Raw genomic sequence first — 23,241 nt, forward strand, 5'->3', positions numbered from 1 at the left:
GGCTTTTGCACGGCTTCCAATATTTGCGCAAGTATCAACTGATTGAATATCAGGCGAAGCGGCGTCCCGCTTCGCTACGCTGAAACTGAATAAGATCAAGCGAAGGTGCATCCGCACTTAGACGTGTGAATGCAGCATGGATTTGTCCGCGATGGTGCGTCTGATGATTGAACAGATGACCAAGTGCTGGCGCAACCCGCTGGCTGATGGTTCGCACATTAGTTGCTGTCATATATGTAAACCGGCCCGCAAGCCGTTCGGCATTCATGCTTTCAATATATTTGCAGATGCGCATATCTTCGGCACGACGCAAATCACGCAGTTTGATGAAATCGTCGGTTATAATGGCATCAAGCTGGTTCGGATGGTCGCCTTCGCCGGTGAAACGTTTCATCCAGATGCGATCTGTGACGAGAAGATGATTAAAGGTTCGATGGATTGATCCGAAAAAAAGGCCGAGATCGAGGCGGTAATCCACATCGCTCAAATCGGCTGCTGCGGAATACAGCAACTCATTGGCCCAGCGATTGTAATAGGCAAACATCTGAAAGTGCTGTTCCATGAGTCCCCGCATTGGAATCGAATTATCCATCTATGCAGTCAATTTTCTGTCGTCTCAAGCTGATAAGCGACTTACCCAAGGGCGCTGCCCCTTGGCAATCGGGCCTATCAACGCTATAGAGCCTCACTTTCCAAATTTTCCATCATACAAGGTGTCATAATGGCAATCGAACGTACTTTCTCCATGATCAAGCCTGACGCAACTCGCCGCAACCTGACCGGCGCGATCACCACCAAGCTTGAAGAAGCTGGTCTGCGTGTTGTTGCTTCCAAGCGCGTTTGGATGAGCACCCGTGAAGCTGAAGGCTTCTACGCTGTCCACAAAGAACGTCCTTTCTTTGGTGAACTGGTTGAATCCATGTCGTCTGGCCCAACAATCGTTCAGGTTCTCGAAGGCGAAAACGCCATTCTCAAGAACCGTGAAGTCATGGGCGCGACCAACCCTGCAAACGCAGACGCTGGCACGATCCGTAAGGAATTCGCTCTGTCGATCGGCGAAAATTCGGTTCACGGTTCGGATGCTCCTGAAACCGCTGCTGAAGAAATCGCTTACTGGTTCTCCGGCACCGAAATCGTCGGCTAATTGCTGATAGATGAATTGAAAAAGCCCGGTCGCGAGACCGGGCTTTTTTGTATGCGATATTTGAAAGCGTTACAGGCTTTGAGCCAGTCTTGCTAATTCGTCGCCGCCTTCATCAATCAAGACAAGCTTTCCAGCATCCATTTTATATGAGCGCGTCTTACCGAGAATATCGAGGAACTTGCGTTCCTGATTCATCAGGGCAGGCGGGCATTGCATATAGGTCGAGCCAATCTCGGCAAAGGAGATGTTGCTGCCGGAGATTGTCGCTTTGCTCATGAAGCGGTTGCATCCGCCTGAACCGCTGACAGTGCCGTCAGAGTCGACCAGAAGTGTGGTCTGCGCAGTATCGACAACGCCGCCGCCCTGGATATCTTCTGCGAGCCAATCTTTGCCTTCAATTCCAATAGCGATTGTTTCATCGGAACTTTTGCGAACCATCACGACTTTAATTTCGATGGAATCATCAGGCTTCTTCGGGTCAATCGAATAGCGCTCATCATTCACAAACCACAATGTATCACCGGCGACGATGCGTGCCTGCAAAGCATAAGTATGGCTTGGTTCAATCTCGTCTGTGTCAAAGCTGATCGCGAAAGGGATCGGCACACCCTGCAAAGTATCGACCGTCGTTTCAGCAATAATCTTTGACGGTGCATCAGCAAGGGACACATCTGTAAGCTGCACGATCAGGTGCGCTTCTGGAGGAAGTGCAATGCGCTCACGATACATAACCTTGCCGCTGATTGTCTTTTCAGCAGCAATACTAGCAGTCGGCATCGACGTTGTCACAAACATGGCAGCCCCGCCGAGCATGCCAATGCCCGCAGTCAGCGCCGCTACGATTGAAAGTGTTTTCGTCAGTCCTTTGAGCATTGCCAAATTCGAAACTTTCGTTCTCCGCATTCTTACCACGTGTGACTTCAGGTTCTGACATTCTTTAAAACGCGTCAGTAGGGCCTGCTTCAAAGACACTATGATTTATGAGTCAGACATTAAGCGCCGCTTCATGTGAAAATTATGGCGGTTCAAAAATGTACCCCCTAAATTAGCTTATATTTTAGGGGGTTAAATAGTTAATTCGACATTAAATTAAAGCCGAGAAATTCTTTGTATGCGAAAAAGAGTTTTATCTGCGACATCTTGCCAGAGTGTTTGCTTTATTCAGCGCTTCTGCCAGCGATCGCGGCTTTGGTCGTCCGTTGCCTTCGATTCGACCCAACCACCCGTATTGCCGTCGAGTAAATGCTCTCGTTTCCAGAATGGCGCATCAGTTTTCATAAAGTCCATAAGGAATGAGGCGGCCTCAAATGCGGCCTGTCGATGAGATGACGCGGTCACAACAAGAACGATGTTTTCTCCGGGCTTTATGAGTCCGTAGCGATGAATAATAGACATGCCGGATAAAGACCACCGCGTGATGGCTTCTTCAGCAATGCGCCGAATTGCCGCTTCAGCCATGCCTGGGTAATGTTCAAGTTCAAGCGCAGATAACTTACCACCTTCATCGCGGCAAAGGCCCGTAAAGCTGACGATAGCGCCTATGTCCGTGCGTCCCTGACTAAGCTTGCTGATTTCCTCGGCAATCTCGAAGTCTTCACTTTGTACGCGAATGAAGAGGGGCCAGTCTTCGTTCCGGGTCATATTATCCGCCTGTCATAGGCGGGAAAAGCGCGACCTCATTGCCGTCTTGAATGAGTTCATCATGTTCGGCATGTTCTTGATTGATGGCAGCACGAATGACGTTTTCATGCTCGAATGCAGCCTCATATTCGTCGCCGAGCGTTTTCAGATGAGTAATGAGGTCACCGACGCTGATCGTCTGGCGTGGAAGCTCAATCACTTCCTCACCCTTGCCGATTTTTTCCCGCACCCAAGCAAAATAGACGAGGTTCACACGCATGATGTTAGTCCATGACGTGCTTGAGGCCAGCGCGGAAATAGTCCCAGCCGGTGTAAAGCGTCAGGATCGCAGAAATCCAGAGCAGCACGATCCCGATTTCAGTCGTGTACGGCAGAATTTTTTCGCCAGCCGGACCAGCGAGCAAGAAGGACAAAGCAACCATTTGTGCTGCGGTCTTCCACTTTGCCAATCGTGAGACAGGTACACTGACTTTCAGCTCAGCGAGGTATTCACGCAGACCAGAGACCAGTACCTCCCGGCAAAGAATGATGATCGCAGCCCAGAGTGTCCATCCTGCAATTGTACCGTCCGCTGCCAAAAGCAAAAGGCAGGCTGAAACCAGAAGCTTATCGGCAATCGGATCGAGCATGCGGCCAATAGTAGAGGTTTGCTGCCAGATGCGTGCGAGATAGCCATCGAAGAAATCTGTAATGCTGGCGATTGCAAAAATCGCAAGTGCGGCCCAACGCGAATTATCACTCGATTGAAGGCTTCCCTCCACAAAGAAACACAGAACGACAAGCGGCACGGCAATAATCCGTGCGTAAGTCAGCATGTTTGGTAGGGAGAGAGTGTGATTTTTCCGCATTGTACCGCCGTATTCGTTGCTGGTGCACAACATCAGGGATGACTAAGAAAATCAACACCTGCTCATGTGATCTTTATGGACGTAATGACGCCTGTGGAGAATTACTCTCTCAAACCCAGACAAAATTACGTCATCGATCATGAAAATGATCGTGAATGGTCTTGGCCATGGCTTCTGAAATGCCTTCGATCTGCATAAGATCTTCAATGGCGGCTCTCGAAACTGCTTTCGCGGTTCCGAAATGAAGAAGCAAAGCGCGCTTACGCGACGGGCCGATTCCCGAAATCTCATCAAGAGGATTGGCTACGAAATCTTTCTTTCGCTTCGCACGATGTGTGCCGATAGCAAAACGATGTGCTTCGTCGCGCATGCGCTGGATGAAGTAGAGTACTGGATCACGTGGCGGCAATGTGAAAGGTGATTTGCCTTCAATGAAAAAGCGTTCGCGACCAGCTTCACGATCAACACCCTTTGCGATGCCGATGGCCGTTACAAGATGGCTGATGCCGAGTTCGCCCAAAATCTGCCTGACAGTACCAACCTGTCCCTGACCGCCATCGATCAGAATAAGATCTGGCCACGCCGGGAATGCATCACTGCTTTCGATATCGCCTGTGGGCTCTGGCTCACCATGCTCTTTGACCAGCCTCGAAAAGCGCCGTTCAATCACTTCCCGCATCATGCCAAAATCATCGCCGGGCGTAATGTCCGTCGATTTGATATTGAATTTGCGATATTGATTTTTGACAAAGCCTTCCGGCCCGGCCACGATCATGCCGCCGACAGCATTCGTTCCCATGATGTGCGAGTTATCATAAACTTCGATACGACGGGGAACCGCGGGCAGTTCGAAAGCTTCGGCAAGTCCCTTGAGCAAGCGTGTTTGCGACGATGTTTCCGCCAAGCGGCGCCCCAGTGCTTCGCGCGCATTGGTCAAAGCATGATCGGTGAGCTCTTTCTTCTCGCCGCGTTGTGGAACATTGACATGCACACGGTAGCCCGCACGCGATGAAAGTGCTTCTCCGAGCAATTCCTGGTCCTCAATACCTTCCGATAGAAGAATGAGTTTTGGGCAAGGTTTGTCATCGTAGAATTGCGACAGGAACGCGCCGAGCACTTCAGCAGCGCTAAGCGAACTGTCTGCTTTCGGAAAATAAGCGCGATTGCCCCAGTTTTGTCCCGTGCGAAAAAAGAAGACCTGAATGCACGTCATGCCGCCATCTTGATAAATGGCAAAGACGTCGGCTTCCTCAACGGTCTGAGGGTTGATTCCCTGATGTGATTGAACATGAGACAGAGCTGAAAGACGATCACGATAGACAGCCGCATGTTCGAAATCGAGATCGGCCGATGCTGCTTGCATCGCTGCCGCGAGGTGGTCTTTCACCTTTTGGCTCTTACCAGAAAGAAAGGCTTTTGCTTCATCGACTAACTCTGCGTAGTCCTCGTCGCTGACTTCATGTGTGCACGGCCCCGAGCAACGCTTGATTTGATAAAGCAAGCAGGGGCGGGTGCGGGTTTCAAAAACCGAATCAGTACAGGTACGCAATAGAAAGGCGCGCTGAAGCGCATTAATGGTTCGTGTGACGGCCCCGCCGGATGCAAATGGCCCGAAAAACTCACCTTTACGCGTGCGCGCGCCGCGATGCTTAAAAATGCCAGGCGCACGATGCCCGCCAGTCAGCAGAATGTACGGAAACGATTTGTCGTCACGCAGCAAAACATTAAAGCGAGGCCGCAAGCGCTTGATGAGATTCGCTTCGAGAAGCAGCGCTTCTATCTCTGTTCGCGTGACAACAAACTCCATTGTCACCGTTTCACCGATCATGCGGGTGATGCGGTTCGAATGCCCGATACCTCGCGCATAATTGGAAACACGCTTTTTCAAGCTCCGGGCCTTGCCGACATACAACACGTCGCCAGCGCTGTTGAACATACGATAAACGCCTGGATTGTTCGGCAGGTGCTTGACGAAAGCGCTGATAATGTCTGCGCCGCTTAAGCCTGTTGTATCCGGCAAACCGTCTGATGAATCCCACTGAATAGAATCAGCCGCCGAAGCGACAGCGGGCGTCTCATCTAAAGAATCGTCATCGTCGATATCCGCACCATCCATGATAATATCTGTCACATCCTGCTCACTATCCGAGAGCAATTGCGAAGAAGCATCATCATTGAACTTGCGTGGTGTGGTCATTCTTTAATTCCTGCTATATCGGGCGTCTCCCATGCCAGATGCTGACCGCCATCAAGAGCGATCATTTGGCCTGTTACGGAGCGGCTTTCCCAGAAGTAGCGAATAGTGCGTCCAAATTCCGACAGGTCCGGCGCACGTTGCAACGGTAAACGGCTGACCTGCAATTCAAAGTCTTCCACATTTTGGCGTTCGCTCGGCAAAGTGGGGCCGGGGGCAATAGCATTAACACGGATGCGAGGCGCAAGCGCCTGTGCGAGTGTCTTGGTCGCGTTCCAAAGCGCAGTCTTTGAAAGCGTATAAGAGAAAAACTGCGGATTGAGCTTCCAGACGCGCTGGTCGATCACGTTTATAACAAGCCCGTCCAGATTATTTGGCAACGCTTTTGCCATTTCCTCAGCAAGCATAACCGGCGTCTTAAGATGAATAGCAAAATGGCGATCCCAAAGTTGCATATCAAGAGTGCCAACCCGGTCGTCTTCAAAGAGTGATGCGTTGTTAACAAGCAGACGAATCGGTCCAAGCTGTGTTGATGCCTGCTGTACCAATCCGCGCACATCGTTTTCGTCTGCCAGATCAGCCTTCACAACACAGGCTTTTCCACCATTTGCAATGATTTCCGCCACAAGTTGTTCGCCGTCTTTAACAGAGCGATTGCAATGAACCGCTACTGGAAAGCCCTGCGCTGCTAAATCCTGAACGATCGCTTTTCCTATGCGTCGAGCACCGCCGGTCACAAGAACAGGGCAGTTTGCAAGCGAAATGGTTTGCGGAGTTTCCAACAGGGTAAACACTTTCTTATCGTGATTCATTATCGTTATTCATGCCATTTTGCCGGAAAAATATAGCGGAAAATAGAGGGCCTGACAGATGCTACTGACAAAAAGCTAGCAAATTCAGTGGTTTCAGTTTGCGAGCGTCCTGTGAAGTTCCAATTACCTCAAGCCTCCTCATTTATATAGGGCTGATAGGAGACCGTTGCCAGAATGCAACATCGCAATTTTGCCATGTTCTCGACAGGTTCTCTCCACACCACGGAGCAGATCGTGCCGCAATTATCCCCGATATGTCTTCGTGTCAGCGCGGCATGGGTCGACTACTCCCCAAGTTGCTGCCCGCCCGATAAGGGACCGCGCTAAAGGTAATTTAATGAAGGAGAATGCAATGCGCACTCTTAAGTCTCTCGTAATCGCCTCGGCTGCGCTGCTGCCGTTCTCTGCAACTGCTTTCGCAGCTGACGCAATCATGGAACAGCCTCCTGTTCCTGCTCCAGTTGAAATGGCTCCACAGTACAGCTGGGCTGGTGGTTACACTGGTCTGTACCTCGGCTACGGCTGGAACAAGTCGAAGAACGAACTTCCTGGCGGCAACATCACTGTCAAGCCTGACGACTGGAAGGGTGGCGCATACGCTGGCTGGAACTTCCAGCAGGATCAGTTCGTATATGGTGTTGAAGGTGACGCAGGTTACTCAGCAGCTAAGAAGTCCCGTGACGGTCTTGAAGTTAAGCAGGGCTTTGAAGGCTCGCTCCGTGGCCGTCTAGGTTACGACATGAACCCAGTTCTGCCATACATCACCGCAGGTGTTGCTGGTTCGCAGGTTAAGCTTTCGGGCAACAACGATGACGAAAGCAAGTTCCGCGTTGGTTGGACAGCTGGCGTTGGTATGGAAGCTAAGCTGACCGAGAACATTCTTGGTCGCGTAGAATACCGCTACACCCAGTTCGGCAACAAGAACTACGATCTTGGTGGCACGACAGTTCGTGACAAGCTCGACACGCAGGACATCCGCGTTGGTCTTGGCTACAAGTTCTAATTACTGTGTAATTGAACAAAAAAAACCGGGCAGGAAACTGCCCGGTTTTTTTATTGTCTGAATTTTTAGCCCTGCGGTAAAAGCTTGACCAATTCTGGATGCAGTTCTTCAAACCGCTTCATCCAACGCTTGAGCTTTGGGCGACCGCGTTCCCATTTGCCCTCAAAGCGCAAGTTGAGGTAGCTGAGTGTTGCTGCCACAGCCAAATGACCGCCGTGAAGTTTGCCAGCAAGACGCGGCGGAGCTTCATTCAGAAGATCGAGTGCGCGTTCTGCCTTACGCCATTGAAGATCGAGCCATGGCTGATGCACTTTTTCTTCTGGGCGCGCACGACGCTCGTAAACATGGGCCAGCAAAACATCGGACAGACCATCAGCAATTGCTTCATAACGTTCCGCGTCAGTACGCTTTTCAGCATTGCGTGGAAAAATCTTGTTTCCAGAAATGCGATTGAGATACTGCATGATCGCACGGCTGTCGAAAACCGATTTACCATCGTCGGTAATCAACGTTGGTATTTTGCCAAGCGGATTGGCATTGACCAAATTCTCGGGTTCAGCCGATGTGGTCACAATCACGCTTTCAAATGGAATGTCGGCGTAGGCCGCAGCCATGCGCACCTTGGCGCTGTAGGGCGAGGCGGGCGAATAAAGAATCTGGGTCATAATTATTCCTGAGGTTTAGGATTATCTTGCTGCTGGCAGCATAACCGAACGGCTGCGGCACGCATTCGCATCGATCTGTTCACATGCGCGGAATTTGAGATCCTTTGTCATGCAGATTCGAACTTCCTGAAGATAGTTGCTCTTGCAGGAAACCGATATGCCGTCAGGCTTCATTCCGGGATTGGCTGTAACAAATGCTTTTTCCACCAGCATCGGGTCGACGCGTCTGCTGGAAGTCAGATTACGAAGGCTTGGCGGAATATTTACGCGCTTATAGCCCTGGCGAACGGTTGCGAAATAATCATTTTGGGTGAGGCCAGTGCAGCTTCCATGTTTGCGCCATTGGTGCGCAACCAAACCAGTTGAGGGCATAATGTCGGAAACGCTTGAGACGATTGGCCGAGGGACAAAGCTGCCTCGGCTGCGCGTATTGTCGAACTGACAATTAGCAGGATAACCCCATTCATTTTGCGGCCAAAGACCGTGAACAACAAAACCATATGGCCGGGTTGTGCCACATTGCTGTTTGTTCGCGCGTGGTCCTTCCAACGCACAATAGCTTGGTGACCACGACAGCGACAACACATAGAAATCGAAATTGCCGGGGTGGCTATCGCCCCGGTCTTGCGCCATTACGGGTAGCGCTGCGAAAGAAGCTGTAAGAATGGCGGCTGAAATCGCCGCCAGTTTACGCAACATCGCGGTGATCAACGCAGAACGCGGCAGCTTGCGTCAAACACGTACCAGCGGTCGAAACCATCGACGCAGAATTCGACATTGCTGCCAACACCGGCAAAGCCCTGACCTTCTTCAACCATGTACCAGACCGGACGGTACTGACCATCGCTCAGAACGGCTGTTGCCTTACAATAAGTACGTTCAATCTGAGCTGAATTGTTCTTCGGTTCATAACGGGTGAGGCGAACATCGCTCATCGCCGAAATACCAACCTGCGGCAGGTGTGGAACATGACGAACCTGATATCCAAAATCAGAAACCACGCGACGCAAAACGCTCTGCTGATTGCAAAGACCGGCATCGCCAATCGCCACTGGTGCAGATCTCAGATAATCGGCAGCGCTTGCAGGCATAGAAGCGAGCGTCAGAGGAAGAACCGATGCAGCGAGAAGTGCTGCCCGAGAAAACTGTCCGATGCGATCCAACTTGCGTTGCATGTGTTTATCCTGTCTCACAATTCGAGCACGAAGCTCGTTTCATTAAATTTGCTTAGATGCAGTTTCATTCAGCAAGGGGCGACGGTCAAGTGCGATCCGCTTCACCACGTATCCATTGCATGCTGAAATTGCCTCCCTTTTCTTCGCTAAGCAATTTGGTAAGGCAGGGAAGCAGGATTTGCATCTCACTTTCGAGTGTGTAGGGCGGATTGACGACAATCATTCCTGTCCCATCAAGGCGTGGTTCAAGGGAAGGTGCGCGAATCGAAAGTTCAATCCGCATAATCTTCGGAATTTCTGTCTCGCGCAGTTGCCTTGCAAAACGCTCAACCTCCCGCCGATCTTTGATCGGATACCAAAAAGCGTAGGTTCCGCCGGGAAACCGCTTATAGGCTTTCACCAAACCATCGACGAGACGATCAAATTCTCCCGCAATCTCAAATGGTGGATCAACCAGAACAACGCCGCGTTTTTCTTTTGGCGGCATATGCGCACCAAGCGACAGCCAGCCATCAAGCTCAATCACACGCGCCTGGTAGTCACCATCAAACAGCTTGGACAGCTTTTTCGCATCTTGGGGATGCAGTTCGATTGCCGAAAGACGATCCTGCTTGCGCAAAAGATGGCGCGTGAGAAGTGGCGATCCAGGATAATGCCGCAGTCCACCTTTGGGATTAACCGCACGCACAGCTTCAAGATAGGGCTGAAGCAGTTCGATTGCCTGTGGCGGGATTTCACTTTTTTCGACAGCGTCGATCACGCGGCGGATACCACCGCTCCATTCGTCTGTCTTTTCAGCTTCAATACCACGCAGATCATAAAGGCCGATCCCCGCATGGGTATCGACCACGCGAAAAGCTTGGTCCTTGCGCTTTAGATATTCAATAATGCGGGAAAGTATGACGTGCTTGACGACATCGGCAAAGTTTCCGGCGTGATAGGCGTGACGATAATTCATGTCTGCGCTTGTTTCACGCCTCATCGTTTTCGGCAATATCTCTCTTCAATCAAATGTGACATATAACTGTCATCATCTGCTCTTGTCCGAGTCGTGTCTTCTATGTCCGGTACTGTCCTGCTGATTGTCCTTTGTGGCGCATTTTTTCATGCGAGCTGGAACGCTATCGTTAAGGGGGGCAGTGACAAGTTTTTTGCCGCCGCTTGCGTGGTCGGAGCCGCTGGGCTCATAGCGTTGTTTTTCCTGCCGTTTTTACCGCTGCCACATCCATCGAGTTGGAAGTTTATCGGGCTGTCGACAATCACGCAGATATTCTACATGTCGCTGGTCGCAGCTGCTTATAAATCGGGCGACATGAGCGAAGCCTATCCGATCATGCGCGGAACGCCGCCTTTGCTGGTGGCAATTGTCAGCTTTCCGCTCATCGGCGAGGCGATGGGTTGGGGGAGTTGGCTCGGCATCGTTCTGATTTGCGCGGGCGTGCTTGCTATGGCGCTTGAGGCCCGTCGACGCAATGGCGGCACTTCGAGCAAGACGGCGTTGCTGGCGCTCGCCAATGCCGGTTTTATCGCAGCCTACACCATTATCGACGGTGTCGGCGTGCGTGCATCTGGCCACACCTTATCCTATACGCTCTGGCTGTTTTTGATAAATGCCTTTCCGCTTGGATGCTGGGCGCTTTATCGCGAGCCGGATCGCTTTATCCAATATATTCGCAACCATTGGCGACCATCGCTGATCGGCGGTTTAGGCACTTTGCTGTCCTATGGTCTTGCTCTTTGGGCGATGACCATGGCGCCAATTGCGGTTGTCGCGGCGCTCAGAGAGACAGCAATTCTGTTTGGCATTCTGATTTCCGCTTTCATTCTCAAAGAGAAAGTCGGCTTGCCGCGTTTTATGGCTGCGGGGCTCATTGTCTTGGGCGCGATCACTTTGCGACTTTCATAAAAATCTATTTCGTCGCAGGCGGGTCAAATCGTCAGAAATTCGTTTCTGCCGAACTTCGCTTGCGCTAAAAAAACATTATGAGCCAGACGTCCCCCAAAACAAATATCACCATTGGACATTCCGCCTGTCCGCATGATTGCCCATCCACTTGCGCGCTCGATATTGAGCTGCTGGATGAGCGCACCATCGGTCGTGTGCGCGGTGCGAAAGACAACAGCTACACCGCTGGTGTTATCTGCGCCAAGGTCGCGCGCTATGCCGAGCGTGTTCATCATCCCGATCGTTTGAAGCATCCGCTTATTCGAACTGGTCGCAAGGGTGACGGCGAGTGGAAACAGGCATCATGGGAAGCGGCGCTTGACCTCATCGCTGAACGCTTTCTCAGAGCTGAAGAGAAACATGGCAGCGAAAGCGTTTGGCCGTATTATTACGCTGGGACGATGGGGCTCGTGCAGCGCGATTCGATCAACCGTCTGCGTTATGCCAAGCGCTATTCTAATCAATTCGACAGTTTCTGTACCAATATGGCTTGGACCGGCTATTTTGCGGGGACTGGCAGTCTGACCGGCCCGGATCCGCGCGAGATGGCAAAGGCTGACGTCGTTGTCATCTGGGGAACCAATGCCGCCGCGACACAGGTCAATGTGATGACCCATGCCGTGCGGGCGCGCAAAGATCATGGTGCGAAGATCGTCGTTATTGACATATACGCCAATGCGACTGTGCGACAGGCAGATATGGGCATTGTGCTGAAACCCGGCACAGATGGCGCTTTTGCCTGTGCCGTCATGCATGTGCTGTTTCGTGATGGCCTTGCGGATTGGGATTATCTCAACCGCTATACGGACGATCCAAAAGGGCTAGAAGCGCATCTTGCAACCCGCACGCCGGAATGGGCTGCAGAAATTACCGGCTTGAGTGTCGAGGAAATCGAAGCTTTTGCGCATCTGGTTGGCAAGACCAAGCGCACTTATTTCCGCCTCGGCTACGGTTTCACACGCCAGCGTAATGGTGCGGTGAGTATGCATGCCGCAGCGTCTATCGCCTGCGTGACAGGCGCGTTTCTGCATGAAGGCGGCGGAGCGTTTCATTCGAACTCCGGCATCTTCAAGATGGATAAGCGCGAGATCGAAGGAACTGCGATGCAGGATAAGACCCTGCGTTTCCTTGATCAGTCGAAGATTGGGCGCATTCTGACTGGCGACAGCGAAGCACTTTATGGTGGCGCGCCTGTCATGGCGATGCTTATCCAGAACACCAATCCGATGAATGTGACGCCGGAGCAGCGCCTTGTGCGCAAAGGCTTTGCCCGTGAAGACTTGTTTGTCGCCGTGCATGAGCAGTTTATGACTGATACGGCCAAAATGGCTGATGTGGTGCTGCCAGCGACCACGTTTCTCGAACATGATGATATTTATCGCGGCGGCGGACAGCAGCATGTAGTCCTTGGTCCAAAGCTGATTGAACCACTAGCCGAAGCGCGTCCGAACATCTTTGTCATCAACGAACTTGCTGAGCGCTTGGGCGTTGCACATCTGCCTGGCTTTAACGTCGATGAGCGTACGCTGATCGACAATATGAACGCCAATAGCGATCTTCCGCATTTCGATGAACTCAAAGAAAAGCGGTTTGTTGATTTGCAGCCGCCTTTTGAAGAAGCGCATTATATCAATGGTTTCAAATGGCCCGATGGCAAGTTCCGTTTCAAACCGGATTGGACGGGCAGTCCATCACCCAATAAGCCGCCGGAAGTGATGGGCTTGCAAGGTCCACATCACAACATGCCCGAGTTTCCGGACCACTGGAATGTAATCGAGGCAGTGGATGCTGAGCATCCTTTCCGCCTTGCAACGTCACCAGCGCATAATTTCCTGAACTCTACATTTGCCGAAACCGCAACGTCGCTCGCCAAAGAAATTAGGCCAGAGCTTCTCATTCATCCCGATGATGCGGCTCAACTTGATATTACGGATGGTGAGCGGATTGAAATCGGCAACCATCGCGGCGAAGTAGTTCTTCACGCCGTGCTGCGCGCTGGTCAAAAGCGCGGTGTTGTTGTGTCTGAGGGTATTTTCCCAAATTCGACATTTGAGCGCGGTGAGGGGATTAATACTCTGATCGGTGCTGAGCCTGCCGCCCCTTATGGTGGCTTGGCGGTTCACGACACGAAAATCTGGGTGAGAAAAGTCGCTTGAAGCGCATCCTGAAAAGTGAGAATCGGTTTTCAGGAAAGATGCGCGTTAAATATCTAAAACGAAGCCCGCGCCGAATTTACGTTCGGCGCGGGCTTTGAATTTATAGAGCTGAATTAGCCTGCGTAGTTAAGCTTGAGCTTTGAAAGACCAACAGCTGCATTAAGACCTTTCTGGCCCTGCAACGAGATCGGCTGAAGCGAAATTGTCTTCCACGAACCGCCGGTCAGAATGTTGGTGCCAGCACCAATGCCGATAGCAGCATTTGCTGATGCGCCGACATAGCGGCCCTTCAACGCGCCTTCTGGACGAACGGTTGGAGCCCAAACGGCCCATGCAAGCTGTCCACCATTTACAAAGCCGACATCAACGCCGAGCTTGGTGATGTTGCCGGTGTAGCGTTCTACTGGTCCTTGACCGCGAACTGGCTTGAACACGCAATCAACATCTTGCTGACTACCGATGATCACACCGATCGCAGGTGAAAGCTCGCAGGAAAGCGTACCGACTTCGGAGCGCGGCTGTGTGCGCGCCGATGAAGGCGAAGCGACATAATCCGCAGCAATGGCAGGAGCAGTCATCGCGATAGCTGAACCAACAGCCATGACCGACAGGAAGGAAGTCGAAAAACGGAGAGACATGATTTTGTCCTCTAAAAATAAACACATACTGGAAGAAACGCTTATGCGAATCTCAAGGGCTGCCGAAGCAGCTTCCCTTACGAACCTCAATTAGGGCATTTTCGCGAGAATTAAAGTTTTGTTAACAAAAAAATTAGGGTGTGATGAAATTGCCGCTTATGTATCGCGAAAAGCTATGCGCTGATAACCATAGCATCCTGCGACAAGCCAGTTTCTGCGTCGCCACTGGCAAACTTGCTAAGCGCAAGCGCGTAAAGCTTATGCTCTGTCTTCAAGACGCGCGCGGCAAGCGTGCTTTCCGTGTCGCCATCAATAACGGGGACGGCAGCTTGTGCGAGAATGGGGCCTTCATCCATGCCTTCCGTCACCAGGTGCACGGTGCAGCCAGCGAGTTTCATGCCAGCATCAAGCGCACGCTGATGCGTGTGCAGGCCAGCAAAAAGCGGCAGCAGAGAAGGGTGGATATTGAGGATGCGACCCTCGTAAGGTGCAATAAACTTAGCCGACAACAGCCGCATATAACCTGCAAGGCAGATAATATCCGGGTTCAGCAGCGCAAGCGCCTCAAGGATTGCATCTTCATGTGCATCCTTGGAGGCATAATCTTTACGGCTAAACACTTGCGTTGCAATGCCAGCGGCTTGGGCTTTGGACAGTCCGCCCGCATCTAACTTATCAGAGAAAACCGAAACGATCTCAGCTGGAAAATCGGGTGTCTGAGCAGCACGGATCAGCGCCTCCATATTGGAGCCGCCGCCCGAGATGAAAATGACGACCCGCTTGCGGTTCATAGTTTCAGCGTACCCTGATAAACGACGCCTTCGCCTTCGCGCTTAACCATGCGACCGAGCGTGACGACGTTTTCGCCTTCGTTGGCCAGAGCCGCGACCACTTCATCAACCTTGTCTGGTGAGACAACGGCAATCATGCCAATCCCGCAATTGAACGTGCGCAGCATTTCGAGCGGTTCGACGCCACCGGTCTTAGCAAGCCATGAGAATACGGCCGGAACATCGATTGCATCGAGATTAACTTCGGCTGCAAGACCTTCCGGCAGAACGCGCGGGATATTGTCCGGGAAACCGCCGCCAGTGATATGTGCAAGCGCCTTGATGCCGTTAGACGCTTTAATCGCGGCAAGCAACGGCTTCACATAAATACGGGTCGGTGTCAGCAGCGCTTCGCCGAGTGTCTTGCCTTCTGCGAAAGGTGCATCGGATTTCCAGCCAAGGCCGGAAATTTCAACAATGCGGCGCACAAGCGAGAAGCCGTTAGAGTGAACGCCCGATGACGAAAGACCAAGAATGACGTCGCCTTCAGCAATATCGCCCTGTGGGAGCAAACGATTGCGCTCAGCTGCACCAACAGCAAAACCTGCAAGGTCATAATCGCCATCGCGATACATGCCCGGCATCTCAGCGGTTTCACCGCCGATCAGCGCGCAACCAGCTTGCAAACAGCCTTCTGCAATACCCGAAACGATAGCCACACCCTGATCAGGTGAGAGCTTGCCGGTTGCGAAATAATCGAGGAAGAACAGTGGTTCTGCACCCTGAACGACAAGATCGTTGACGCACATTGCGACGAGGTCGATACCGACAGTGTCGTGTTTATCTGCATCGATAGCAATTTTGAGCTTGGTGCCGACGCCGTCATTGGCGGCGACGAGTACAGGATCGGTAAAGCCTGCGGCTTTCAAATCAAACAGGCCACCAAAGCCGCCTATTTCGCCATCAGCGCCGGGACGACGTGTTGAGCGAACCAGCGGCTTGATCTTGTCGACCATCAGATTGCCCGCATCAATATCGACACCGGCCTCCGCATAGGTCAGTCCATTTTTTTGGGTGGAGTTATTTTCAACGGTCATGACCTGCTCCTGAAACTGGGAGTGGATGTTTAAGGGCGCAATGACATGAGATTGCTTATGCTGCAAGGCCACAGTGCCGGAAAAGCGCAAAACAGCGCAGGAATCTGCGGAAAATTGCTGCCGTGAGGATTTATAGTCACCACACCCGTTTGCACTGGAACTTGTCTGTCGCATGTGCATTGCATTGTTTGTGCGTTGGCCCGACTATCTTTCTCAGCCATCGTTCAAAAATAGTAATATAGCTATATGATCAAATAGTGCTACCGGCCTGTCTTTGCAGAGAATGGATTATCATGGTCAAGAAACCCGCGGCCCTAAGCGCGAAAACGAGCGATACAGCGAGCAAGTCGATACAGCAATCCGAAGCTGTAGCGCGTGATGGTGATATTCACGTCAATGTGGAAGTCGGCGGCTTCACAGGATCGGGCGTGCGTCGTCAGGCTATGTTCTGGACTGGAACACTGATCGTATTCCTGTTGTTTCTGGTCGTTTTTAGCCCGGTATTGCTGCCTTTCGTGGCGGGTATGGCGCTGGCCTATTTCCTTGATCCTGTTGCGGACAGGCTAGAGAAACTGGGGCTTTCGCGGTTAGCTGCAACCATTCTTATTTTGCTACTTTTCTTAATGATACTCGTCGTTGGCTTGATGATCATCATTCCGATCCTTGCGACCCAGCTTGTCGATTTCATTTCTAAGCTGCCGGATTATATCTCCCAGCTCCAAGCGCTTATGGCGAATGAAAACTCGCAATGGCTCAAGCGCTACATCGGCATTGATAGCTCTGTCATTCAGGAAAACCTCAGCGCGCTGCTTCAGCAAGGGGCTGGTTTTCTATCCACATTGCTTCAGTCCCTGTGGAATTCGGGGAAATCTCTGATTGATATTGCGGGTCTTTTCATCGTTACGCCGGTGGTTGCGTTCTACATGCTTCTCGACTGGGATCGCATGGTTGACCGTATCGATTCATGGGTTCCACGCAAGCAGCTTTACACCGTTCGCGGTATTGCGCGTGACATGGATGCAGCAGTTGCCGGCTTCGTTCGAGGGCAAGGTACTTTGTGCCTCATTCTTGGCACTTATTATGCCATTGGCCTGACCTTAACGGGACTTAATTTCGGCCTGCTGATAGGCTTTTTTGCCGGTCTTATCAGCTTTATTCCCTATATTGGTTCCTTCGTCGGACTGGCACTCGCAATCGGTGTTGCACTGGTGCAGTTCTGGCCGGATTGGATCATGATTGTCGCTGTCGCAGGCGTGTTTTTCCTGGGTCAATTTGTGGAAGGAAATATCCTGCAGCCGAAGCTCGTTGGCTCGTCCGTAGGGCTGCATCCGGTATGGCTTATGTTTGCTCTGTTCGCCTTCGGTTCCCTGTTTGGCTTCACCGGAATGCTGGTTGCGGTGCCTGCCGCGGCAGCAGTAGGGGTGCTTGTGCGTTTTGCGCTTAATCGCTATCTCCATTCTCCGATGTACGATCCGGTTTATAAGCGCTCTGAACCCGATGAGGGGCTGCTGATCGAAGCTGGCGATAATGCAGGCAAAGAGAAATGAAATTAAAACGTAACCGGGTGAGATTTTCAGGAGCAAGCGATGAGTGACGCACCGCGTCAGATTCCGCTCGCTCTTGAGCATCAGCCCGGTTATCACCGTGAGGACATTATGGTCACGGGGTCAAATCGCGCGGCGGTAGACCTTATTGATCGCTGGCCTCACTGGGTTGCGCCGGTTGTTATTTTGGCTGGTCCGACAGGTGCGGGCAAAACACATCTGGCGGAAGTCTGGCGTGACGCTACAGGCGCGCTATTGGCTGATCCAAAATCAATCAGCGAGAGTGTGATCCATGGTGCTGCGGAATATCCTGTACTGATTGATAATATCGGTGGTGCGCGTTTTGATGAAACGGGCCTGTTTCACCTCATCAATAGTGTTCGTCAGAATGCAGCGCTTGGTCCGGGACCATCGCTGTTAATGACATCGCGTCTTTTGCCAGCCAATTGGAAAGTCAAACTTCCCGATCTTGCATCGCGGCTTAAGGCAGCAACGGTTGTAGAAATTGCAGAGCCGGACGATATGTTGCTTGGCGGCGTCATTCACAAGCTTTTTGCGGATCGTCAGATCAGTGTCGAGCCGCATGTTGTGAGCTATCTGGTCAGCCGTATTGAGCGTTCGCTTTTGTCTGCGATCCAAATTGTTGATCGCCTTGATAGCGTGGCGATGGAGCAAAAGACCCGTATCACCCGCACGCTCGCTGCACAGGTTTTATCAGAAACTGGTCATGATAAGGCATGAAGGTAGCTGTCACCGGAGCCAGTGGATTTATCGGTGGCGCTGTTGTTCAGCAGTTGATGGGCGAGGGACATGAGGTCGTCGCGCTTTCGCGGCATGATCTGGCTGATCCGGATTTTTCTGACATTGATGTTGTTATTCATTGCGCTGCTCTGGCGCATCGAACTGGCGCCGAACGCCCGCAGGCGGATGAATTTGATGCGGTTAACCACCGTCTGACCATTGCGCTTGCAGAGAGAGCGAAGCAATCCGGTGTTCGTCGTTTCATCTTCGTGTCGACAATTTACACAGTTGCAGGCAATCCATCGCCGCTGACACCGGATATGCCTTTATCACCGCGCGATAATTATGGTCGTGCCAAAGCAAGAGCAGAATCTGCGCTGCTAATCATGACGGGCATAGAAGTGGTGATTGCGCGGCCAGTGCTCGTGTACGGACCAGATGCGCGTGCCAATCTACGTGCTTTGATGAAACTCTGTGACACAGCTTTGCCGCTGCCGTTTGGTTTGGCCAATAATCGGCGCAGCTTTGTCTCGCTTGAGAATGTTGCGCGCGCGCTCGTATTTCTCACCACAGCGCAATCGGATCATGTGTCGGGTAAAATCTTTCATCTTGCCGAGCCGGAACCACGTTCAACCCGCGAACTGGTTTCAAAAGTCCGCGAAGCGCTGGGCCGTCCTCAAAGGCTGCTTCCTGTCCCAGCTTTTATAATGAAGGCATTGCTGACGCTGGTCGGCAGAAAAACGCTCTATGAGCAATTGTTCGGCGACATGGTCGCCGACACGTCGTCATTGACTGCGATTGGATTCAAATATCTGCGGGGTGATACGCAAATCGCTGCTATGGCAAAGGCCGCTCGAGAGAATTAGTTTTTCTGCCCCACGGCCATTGGTGGCTGAATGCGAGCCTTCTGTGTCAGAACCTGTGCAGGTGTTGCTGGTTCTGACTTCTTTGCAATTGAGCCCGTTGTCATCACTTGTGCAGTATCTGGCTTATTACGGCCACCGCGCAACTCGTCTTCATGCACCCAGCCAATCATATTGGTTGATGGAACGACGACACGATGCCACTTGCCAGTCTTACCATAGGAGCGCATTTCGCGTCCGCTTTCGACCGTACCGATAGCGGGTGATTTATCCCACGCATTCTTATGAATGGTGAGTTTCGTCCGGGCATAAATCACAGACGGCGAATGCGCTGCTGTATTTGTGCCGCGCGGTGGCATCGGCAGTGCGCGTGCAGACGCCGGAGGTGGCGGCGGAGGCGCTATTTTTTGCGTTGGCATCGGTGGCTTTGGAGCTTGAATAGCGGCTTGCTGAACAGGCTTAGATTGCGTGGGCGCAACAGCAACTGCGGGGCGCGGGACAGGTCCAATGGCGCCAGCATAATCCTTAGCGGGAGACTTTCTCTCGACAGATTGTCTGGCTTCGGTTCTGTCAGGAGCAGATGGAGTGGCTTTCGCCGCAGGTCGCTGAAAGAGCGCAGTGAATGCAGCTTGTGGGCTTTTATGCTGTGCCGTGGCCCACAGGCTGAACGCACCCAGCGCAAGAATGGCGCCAAGTGCCAGAATTGGCGCGGATGAACCTGAATTACCCTTGCCTCTGGTCGAACGCCCGGTAGAGCGTTTTGCAGGGCGGGAACTCCGTTTCCGTGTTGCCATATGTCTTGTCCCCTGTCCGAATCGCTACAGGAAGACACTAATATGTCTTCCTTGGCATTTGGTTACCGGGGCTTAATATCAGACGGAACGCGTGAGGCCGCCATCCACGCGCAGGTTCTGGCCCGTAATGTAGGCAGCGCCTTCTGACGCAAGAAAAGCGACAGTAGCAGCGATTTCCTCGCTTTTGCCATAGCGCTGCAACGGCACGCTGTCACGGCGCTCTTCGGTTGCGGGGAGGCTGTCGATCCAGCCTGGAAGCACGTTGTTCATGCGGATGTTGTCCGCGGCATAGGTATCTGCAAATACCTTGGTGAACGAAGCAAGGCCAGCACGGAATACAGCTGATGTTGGGAACATCGAGCTCGGCTCAAATGCCCATGCGGACGAGATGTTGATGATCGTACCGGATTTCTGCTTTTGCATATAAGGCACCACGAGGCGGCTAGGGCGCACGACATTCAGGAAATAGGTGTCCAGACCTTTGTGCCAGTCTTCATCAGTAATATCGAGAATCGGTGCGCGGGGTCCGTGGCCTGCACTGTTAACAAGCGTATCAATACGGCCCCATTTTTCGACTGTCAGATCGACAAGCTTTTTGAGATCATCAACTGATTGATTAGAGCCGGTAACGCCGATGCCACCCAGCTCTTTGGCCAAGGCTTCACCTTTACCCGACGATGAAAGGATGGCGACAGCAAAGCCGTCTGCGGCCAGACGCCGGGCAGAGGCTGCACCCATACCACTGCCGCCTGCTGTGATGATTGCTACTTTTTTCTCTGACATTTCCTGATCCTAAGGTGATGAAATTGTTTCAATATGGAGAAAGTAGCGGACAGTAACAAAATCCCAAATGAATTTTCTTGAATTTAAGATTTCATGGCGTTGTTCGGCCAATAAAAAACGCCGCTAATGCGGCGTTTTTGAATGAAAGTGTTAAATTAATCTATTCCTGTACGGATGGCTTTTCCGTCGAAAAACTTACGCTCGAAGCAGAAGTGACGCGTTTCTCACTGGCTTCTTTTTGCTGCAACGCATTTCGAATTGCGGCCCACTCATTTTCGTGGCGGCGATAAAGTGCATCTGAAGTCTGGATGTCCATGCAATCCTCCATTGGCTTGGCAGGCAAATAACATGGAGTGCAAAGAATCGTTGCATCACAAACCGTAAGCATTTGAAATCTTAATCGGTTTATATGTTTACAACCGATTTAGACTCACAACTTTTCGCCACGTTGACGCATATTTCTCATGCTAAAGGATTAGTTCTCCTCAATGGAAACGCCGCCTTCACCAATTTTCATTTCGATACCGGAAGGCTTGGTTTCTTCCTGATAGGTGTAAATTGCAAAACCCGCCACGACGACAATAAGAGCACCAATAATAAGATAAAGACCGTTGCGATTCACTCTGGAACTCCTGAAATTCTAACGATGCAGTTAAAACGCTTAAGCGGATTGTTGGTTCCTGACGCATGTTGAAATGTTAGCAAAGGCCCGTAACAAGCTGTGTGTGAATAAAGATTCGAGATTTTCCTTTTAGCACTTGCTTTATGTTCGCTGATTATCTAGGGAAGAGCCGCTTACAAAGCATCGGAGTGTAGCGCAGCCTGGTAGCGCATCTGGTTTGGGACCAGAGGGTCGGGAGTTCGAATCTCTCCACTCCGACCATTTTTCAAGACAATTTGTGAAGTAACAATGTCGCATCTCTATGCTGTGACGTGCGCCTTTATCGCGTTGACATGGTATGGCGCGTGAACTATTCCCTTGTTGAAATTACTGCCCGTCACTGGGCTTAAGAATATAGATCAAGGTTCTTCAAATGGTTGCACGTATTTACCGTCCAGCTAAGACAGCGATGCAGTCTGGTAAAGCCAAAACGGATAACTGGCTTCTGGAATATGAACCAGAAAGCGCTCGCAAGGTCGAGCCGCTCATGGGCTACACCTCTTCCGGTGATATGAAGAGCCAGGTTCGCCTGTCTTTTGACAGTCGCGAAGATGCGATTGAATATGCTACCCGCAATGGCATCGCTTATCGCGTGATTGAGCCGCATGAAGTGGCGCGTCGTAAAGTGTCCTATTCGGATAATTTTAGCTTCTATCGTCCACAGCCTTGGACGCATTAACAGCTTTTCCCGGCCTTATGCTTTGTGCTATGGCCGGTTTCTGATGGTGAGGTCCCGTAGCTCAGCTGGATAGAGCACCGGCCTTCTAAGCCGTAGGTCACTGGTTCGAATCCAGTCGGGATCGCCATCAAAACAATGACTTAGCGTCATTAAAGTTCAAAAGTTCAAACTCGTAATTTTTAGAGTTCAAAAAGCTATTGCGCGTTCGCGAATGGCTCTTATCGAAACTACATCATTCAGAATTGAAAAAACGCCGCGGATTACGCGGCGTTTTGTTTTAGCGTGTGTTTAATGTCCTCGTGGGCCATTCCCACGATCGCTGGAATTTGATCTCCACCTTTGACCACGGTCACGGTGAGGGCGATCCCAGTTTCCGCGTGGGCGGTCCCAATGACGACCACGGTCCCAGTTTCTGTTGCGATCCCAGCGGCCACGATCCCCACGATTCCAATGTCGACGGTTGTAGTCACGACGGTCCCAACGGTCGTTTCGATCGTTGACCGCAGCGCCAATAGCTAGGCCAGCAATAAGCGGAATACCGATAAGCGCTGCGTTGCGGCTAAAATCATCGGACGATGCATTGCTGCCACCCTCACGCATTGCGAGGTAGCGCGAGGACGCCCAACCATTAAGGCCGCCATAGCTGACTTGGCACCATCCATAGCCCGATGTGCAGCCTTGCACATTCACAGGGGCTCTGCTTGGAATGCTTCCCAGAGAGGCATAGCCCGTTCCGGGGCCAGTTCGCACATTAAGACTTGTTGTGACGATTGCGTTTGCTGCTTGAGCGGCGCCTGCGGAGAATACACCCAAGGCTATGAGTGCCGCTTTGAACGTAAGTTTCATCCGGGTTCTCCTGAACAACTTCATTGGTTAATAAACGATGAACAGGGGAAGTAAGTTCCGTTGTGTATGAAATCTATTTGGATTTGCGATGACGCACAATAACAGCAATGGCGAGCCCAGCGAGGCCGATAGCAATAACGCCTTGCAATACAAAAACCCAGTTCATCATGGCAGTATCCTTTGGTGTAAAACACACCTGAAGTCAGAATGTAATTAGCTGGCTGGTTCTTTATCGTATTTTA

Annotated in this window: 27 protein-coding genes and 2 tRNA genes; 10 read left to right on the forward strand and 19 right to left on the reverse strand. The window is 51.6% G+C overall.

Annotated elements, in window-relative coordinates:
* Positions 1–49: 49 nt before the first annotated feature.
* Positions 50–562 carry a DinB family protein gene (locus WH356_RS01295; RefSeq protein ID WP_339508261.1) on the reverse strand — a complete coding sequence of 171 codons (513 nt, stop codon included), beginning with the start codon at positions 560–562 and terminating at the stop codon, positions 50–52.
* A 159-nt stretch (positions 563–721) separates the two neighbouring features.
* On the opposite strand from WH356_RS01295, the gene ndk reads away from it, so the two are divergent.
* Positions 722–1,144 (forward strand): nucleoside-diphosphate kinase, encoded by a 423-nt coding sequence (ndk, locus tag WH356_RS01300; protein ID WP_094506874.1) that lies wholly within the window; start codon positions 722–724, stop codon positions 1,142–1,144.
* A gap of 69 nt (positions 1,145–1,213) precedes the next feature.
* On the opposite strand, the gene WH356_RS01305 is transcribed toward ndk, so the two are convergent.
* The 6 genes from WH356_RS01305 to WH356_RS01330 form a co-directional block, all read right to left on the reverse strand.
* Positions 1,214–2,017: a YbaY family lipoprotein gene (locus tag WH356_RS01305; RefSeq protein ID WP_339508910.1), complete on the reverse strand. Its 804-nt coding sequence runs from the start codon at positions 2,015–2,017 to the stop codon at positions 1,214–1,216.
* Positions 2,018–2,305: 288 nt separating this feature from the next.
* A complete protein-coding gene (locus tag WH356_RS01310) occupies positions 2,306–2,785 on the reverse strand; it encodes a molybdenum cofactor biosynthesis protein MoaE (protein WP_339508268.1) in 480 nt (159 codons plus the stop codon).
* A gap of 1 nt (position 2,786) precedes the next feature.
* Positions 2,787–3,044 carry a molybdopterin converting factor subunit 1 gene (gene moaD / locus WH356_RS01315; protein ID WP_339508269.1) on the reverse strand — a complete coding sequence of 86 codons (258 nt, stop codon included), beginning with the start codon at positions 3,042–3,044 and terminating at the stop codon, positions 2,787–2,789.
* A gap of 4 nt (positions 3,045–3,048) precedes the next feature.
* Entirely contained in the window at positions 3,049–3,633 is a 585-nt protein-coding gene (gene pgsA, locus WH356_RS01320) for a CDP-diacylglycerol--glycerol-3-phosphate 3-phosphatidyltransferase (RefSeq protein WP_339508271.1), read from the reverse strand.
* A gap of 130 nt (positions 3,634–3,763) precedes the next feature.
* Positions 3,764–5,830: an excinuclease ABC subunit UvrC gene (uvrC, locus tag WH356_RS01325; RefSeq protein ID WP_339508272.1), complete on the reverse strand. Its 2,067-nt coding sequence runs from the start codon at positions 5,828–5,830 to the stop codon at positions 3,764–3,766.
* A complete protein-coding gene (locus WH356_RS01330; protein WP_339508273.1) occupies positions 5,827–6,639 on the reverse strand; it encodes an SDR family oxidoreductase in 813 nt (270 codons plus the stop codon). Before WH356_RS01330 ends, uvrC begins: the two co-directional genes overlap by 4 nt.
* Before the next feature lie 352 nt (positions 6,640–6,991).
* On the opposite strand from WH356_RS01330, the gene omp25 reads away from it, so the two are divergent.
* The gene (gene omp25 / locus WH356_RS01335; RefSeq protein ID WP_339508274.1) at positions 6,992–7,642 is read left to right on the forward strand and encodes an outer membrane protein Omp25; all 651 of its coding nucleotides are present in this window, start codon (positions 6,992–6,994) and stop codon (positions 7,640–7,642) included.
* A 65-nt stretch (positions 7,643–7,707) separates the two neighbouring features.
* Here omp25 and WH356_RS01340 read toward each other — a convergent pair whose 3' ends face one another.
* The 4 genes from WH356_RS01340 to WH356_RS01355 form a co-directional block, all read right to left on the reverse strand.
* Positions 7,708–8,307: a glutathione S-transferase gene (locus WH356_RS01340; protein ID WP_339508275.1), complete on the reverse strand. Its 600-nt coding sequence runs from the start codon at positions 8,305–8,307 to the stop codon at positions 7,708–7,710.
* Positions 8,308–8,328: 21 nt separating this feature from the next.
* Positions 8,329–9,006: a ribonuclease T2 family protein gene (locus WH356_RS01345; protein ID WP_339508276.1), complete on the reverse strand. Its 678-nt coding sequence runs from the start codon at positions 9,004–9,006 to the stop codon at positions 8,329–8,331.
* 8 nt (positions 9,007–9,014) lie between these two features.
* Positions 9,015–9,482, reverse strand: a complete 468-nt coding sequence (locus tag WH356_RS01350) for a phage portal protein (protein ID WP_339508278.1) — start codon at positions 9,480–9,482, stop codon at positions 9,015–9,017.
* Between the two features lie 85 nt (positions 9,483–9,567).
* The gene (locus WH356_RS01355; RefSeq protein ID WP_339508911.1) at positions 9,568–10,440 is read right to left on the reverse strand and encodes a 23S rRNA (adenine(2030)-N(6))-methyltransferase RlmJ; all 873 of its coding nucleotides are present in this window, start codon (positions 10,438–10,440) and stop codon (positions 9,568–9,570) included.
* A 102-nt stretch (positions 10,441–10,542) separates the two neighbouring features.
* Between WH356_RS01355 and WH356_RS01360 the strand changes: the two genes are divergently transcribed.
* Together WH356_RS01360 and WH356_RS01365 are read left to right on the forward strand one after the other, a co-directional pair.
* Positions 10,543–11,388 (forward strand): DMT family transporter, encoded by an 846-nt coding sequence (locus WH356_RS01360; RefSeq protein ID WP_339508279.1) that lies wholly within the window; start codon positions 10,543–10,545, stop codon positions 11,386–11,388.
* 77 nt (positions 11,389–11,465) lie between these two features.
* The gene (locus WH356_RS01365; RefSeq protein ID WP_339508280.1) at positions 11,466–13,583 is read left to right on the forward strand and encodes a molybdopterin oxidoreductase family protein; all 2,118 of its coding nucleotides are present in this window, start codon (positions 11,466–11,468) and stop codon (positions 13,581–13,583) included.
* 113 nt (positions 13,584–13,696) lie between these two features.
* On the opposite strand, the gene WH356_RS01370 is transcribed toward WH356_RS01365, so the two are convergent.
* The 3 genes from WH356_RS01370 to purM form a co-directional block, all read right to left on the reverse strand.
* A complete protein-coding gene (locus WH356_RS01370; protein ID WP_339508281.1) occupies positions 13,697–14,221 on the reverse strand; it encodes a DUF992 domain-containing protein in 525 nt (174 codons plus the stop codon).
* A gap of 173 nt (positions 14,222–14,394) precedes the next feature.
* Positions 14,395–15,012: a phosphoribosylglycinamide formyltransferase gene (gene purN, locus WH356_RS01375; protein ID WP_339508282.1), complete on the reverse strand. Its 618-nt coding sequence runs from the start codon at positions 15,010–15,012 to the stop codon at positions 14,395–14,397.
* Positions 15,009–16,088, reverse strand: a complete 1,080-nt coding sequence (gene purM, locus WH356_RS01380) for a phosphoribosylformylglycinamidine cyclo-ligase (RefSeq protein WP_339508283.1) — start codon at positions 16,086–16,088, stop codon at positions 15,009–15,011. The genes purN and purM overlap by 4 nt, the downstream gene beginning before the upstream one ends.
* A gap of 293 nt (positions 16,089–16,381) precedes the next feature.
* On the opposite strand from purM, the gene WH356_RS01385 reads away from it, so the two are divergent.
* Genes WH356_RS01385 through WH356_RS01395 form a run of 3 tightly spaced genes read left to right on the forward strand, consistent with a single transcriptional unit; the run spans position 16,382 to position 19,239 of the window.
* Positions 16,382–17,635, forward strand: coding sequence for an AI-2E family transporter (locus tag WH356_RS01385; RefSeq protein ID WP_445253608.1), 1,254 nt, complete (start codon positions 16,382–16,384; stop codon positions 17,633–17,635).
* A 39-nt stretch (positions 17,636–17,674) separates the two neighbouring features.
* On the forward strand, positions 17,675–18,373 hold the full coding sequence (gene hdaA, locus WH356_RS01390; protein ID WP_339508285.1) for a DnaA regulatory inactivator HdaA: 699 nt from the start codon (positions 17,675–17,677) through the stop codon (positions 18,371–18,373).
* Entirely contained in the window at positions 18,370–19,239 is an 870-nt protein-coding gene (locus WH356_RS01395; RefSeq protein WP_339508287.1) for an NAD-dependent epimerase/dehydratase family protein, read from the forward strand. Before hdaA ends, WH356_RS01395 begins: the two co-directional genes overlap by 4 nt.
* Here the strand turns inward: WH356_RS01395 and WH356_RS01400 are convergent.
* The 4 genes from WH356_RS01400 to WH356_RS01415 all read right to left on the reverse strand — a co-directional run bounded on the left by WH356_RS01400 (position 19,236) and on the right by WH356_RS01415 (position 21,435).
* On the reverse strand, positions 19,236–20,030 hold the full coding sequence (locus WH356_RS01400; protein WP_339508289.1) for a hypothetical protein: 795 nt from the start codon (positions 20,028–20,030) through the stop codon (positions 19,236–19,238). The two genes, WH356_RS01395 and WH356_RS01400, sit on opposite strands and share 4 nt — an antisense overlap.
* Before the next feature lie 78 nt (positions 20,031–20,108).
* A complete protein-coding gene (locus tag WH356_RS01405) occupies positions 20,109–20,813 on the reverse strand; it encodes an SDR family oxidoreductase (protein ID WP_339508290.1) in 705 nt (234 codons plus the stop codon).
* Positions 20,814–20,973: 160 nt separating this feature from the next.
* The gene (locus WH356_RS01410; protein ID WP_339508291.1) at positions 20,974–21,129 is read right to left on the reverse strand and encodes a hypothetical protein; all 156 of its coding nucleotides are present in this window, start codon (positions 21,127–21,129) and stop codon (positions 20,974–20,976) included.
* 159 nt (positions 21,130–21,288) lie between these two features.
* Positions 21,289–21,435 carry a hypothetical protein gene (locus WH356_RS01415; RefSeq protein ID WP_094507300.1) on the reverse strand — a complete coding sequence of 49 codons (147 nt, stop codon included), beginning with the start codon at positions 21,433–21,435 and terminating at the stop codon, positions 21,289–21,291.
* Between the two features lie 184 nt (positions 21,436–21,619).
* Here WH356_RS01415 and WH356_RS01420 point away from each other — a divergent pair.
* The 3 genes from WH356_RS01420 (at position 21,620) to WH356_RS01430 (ending at position 22,280) form a co-directional block, all read left to right on the forward strand.
* Positions 21,620–21,696: transfer RNA gene (locus tag WH356_RS01420), tRNA-Pro, on the forward strand.
* A gap of 151 nt (positions 21,697–21,847) precedes the next feature.
* Positions 21,848–22,153 carry an ETC complex I subunit gene (locus tag WH356_RS01425; RefSeq protein WP_339508296.1) on the forward strand — a complete coding sequence of 102 codons (306 nt, stop codon included), beginning with the start codon at positions 21,848–21,850 and terminating at the stop codon, positions 22,151–22,153.
* 50 nt (positions 22,154–22,203) lie between these two features.
* Positions 22,204–22,280 (forward strand) — tRNA-Arg (locus tag WH356_RS01430).
* Positions 22,281–22,441: 161 nt separating this feature from the next.
* Here the strand turns inward: WH356_RS01430 and WH356_RS01435 are convergent.
* Positions 22,442–22,999, reverse strand: coding sequence for an SH3 domain-containing protein (locus tag WH356_RS01435; protein WP_339508297.1), 558 nt, complete (start codon positions 22,997–22,999; stop codon positions 22,442–22,444).
* Between the last annotated feature and the right edge of the window lie 242 nt (positions 23,000–23,241).

The sequence above is a fragment of the Ochrobactrum sp. MYb379 genome (assembly GCF_037479515.1).
Lineage (GTDB): Bacteria > Pseudomonadota > Alphaproteobacteria > Rhizobiales > Rhizobiaceae > Brucella.

Excerpts from the sequence above, each read along its gene's own strand:
- moaD (WP_339508269.1), bottom strand. The coding sequence starts at position 3,044 with ATGCGTGTGAACCTCGTCTATTTTGCTTGGGTGCGGGAAAAAATCGGC.
- WH356_RS01395 (WP_339508287.1), top strand. The coding sequence starts at position 18,370 with ATGAAGGTAGCTGTCACCGGAGCCAGTGGATTTATCGGTGGCGCTGTT.
- WH356_RS01400 (WP_339508289.1), bottom strand. The coding sequence starts at position 20,030 with ATGGCAACACGGAAACGGAGTTCCCGCCCTGCAAAACGCTCTACCGGG.
- WH356_RS01295 (WP_339508261.1), bottom strand. The coding sequence starts at position 562 with ATGGAACAGCACTTTCAGATGTTTGCCTATTACAATCGCTGGGCCAAT.
- WH356_RS01305 (WP_339508910.1), bottom strand. The coding sequence starts at position 2,017 with ATGCTCAAAGGACTGACGAAAACACTTTCAATCGTAGCGGCGCTGACT.
- purN (WP_339508282.1), bottom strand. The coding sequence starts at position 15,012 with ATGAACCGCAAGCGGGTCGTCATTTTCATCTCGGGCGGCGGCTCCAAT.
- WH356_RS01340 (WP_339508275.1), bottom strand. The coding sequence starts at position 8,307 with ATGACCCAGATTCTTTATTCGCCCGCCTCGCCCTACAGCGCCAAGGTG.
- WH356_RS01425 (WP_339508296.1), top strand. The coding sequence starts at position 21,848 with ATGGTTGCACGTATTTACCGTCCAGCTAAGACAGCGATGCAGTCTGGT.
- omp25 (WP_339508274.1), top strand. The coding sequence starts at position 6,992 with ATGCGCACTCTTAAGTCTCTCGTAATCGCCTCGGCTGCGCTGCTGCCG.
- uvrC (WP_339508272.1), bottom strand. The coding sequence starts at position 5,830 with ATGACCACACCACGCAAGTTCAATGATGATGCTTCTTCGCAATTGCTC.
- pgsA (WP_339508271.1), bottom strand. The coding sequence starts at position 3,633 with ATGCGGAAAAATCACACTCTCTCCCTACCAAACATGCTGACTTACGCA.
- WH356_RS01350 (WP_339508278.1), bottom strand. The coding sequence starts at position 9,482 with ATGCAACGCAAGTTGGATCGCATCGGACAGTTTTCTCGGGCAGCACTT.
- purM (WP_339508283.1), bottom strand. The coding sequence starts at position 16,088 with ATGACCGTTGAAAATAACTCCACCCAAAAAAATGGACTGACCTATGCG.
- WH356_RS01435 (WP_339508297.1), bottom strand. The coding sequence starts at position 22,999 with ATGAAACTTACGTTCAAAGCGGCACTCATAGCCTTGGGTGTATTCTCC.
- WH356_RS01360 (WP_339508279.1), top strand. The coding sequence starts at position 10,543 with ATGTCCGGTACTGTCCTGCTGATTGTCCTTTGTGGCGCATTTTTTCAT.
- WH356_RS01330 (WP_339508273.1), bottom strand. The coding sequence starts at position 6,639 with ATGAATCACGATAAGAAAGTGTTTACCCTGTTGGAAACTCCGCAAACC.
- WH356_RS01355 (WP_339508911.1), bottom strand. The coding sequence starts at position 10,440 with ATGAATTATCGTCACGCCTATCACGCCGGAAACTTTGCCGATGTCGTC.
- WH356_RS01345 (WP_339508276.1), bottom strand. The coding sequence starts at position 9,006 with ATGTTGCGTAAACTGGCGGCGATTTCAGCCGCCATTCTTACAGCTTCT.
- WH356_RS01370 (WP_339508281.1), bottom strand. The coding sequence starts at position 14,221 with ATGTCTCTCCGTTTTTCGACTTCCTTCCTGTCGGTCATGGCTGTTGGT.
- WH356_RS01405 (WP_339508290.1), bottom strand. The coding sequence starts at position 20,813 with ATGTCAGAGAAAAAAGTAGCAATCATCACAGCAGGCGGCAGTGGTATG.
- hdaA (WP_339508285.1), top strand. The coding sequence starts at position 17,675 with ATGAGTGACGCACCGCGTCAGATTCCGCTCGCTCTTGAGCATCAGCCC.
- WH356_RS01410 (WP_339508291.1), bottom strand. The coding sequence starts at position 21,129 with ATGGACATCCAGACTTCAGATGCACTTTATCGCCGCCACGAAAATGAG.
- ndk (WP_094506874.1), top strand. The coding sequence starts at position 722 with ATGGCAATCGAACGTACTTTCTCCATGATCAAGCCTGACGCAACTCGC.
- WH356_RS01310 (WP_339508268.1), bottom strand. The coding sequence starts at position 2,785 with ATGACCCGGAACGAAGACTGGCCCCTCTTCATTCGCGTACAAAGTGAA.
- WH356_RS01385 (WP_445253608.1), top strand. The coding sequence starts at position 16,382 with ATGGTCAAGAAACCCGCGGCCCTAAGCGCGAAAACGAGCGATACAGCG.
- WH356_RS01365 (WP_339508280.1), top strand. The coding sequence starts at position 11,466 with ATGAGCCAGACGTCCCCCAAAACAAATATCACCATTGGACATTCCGCC.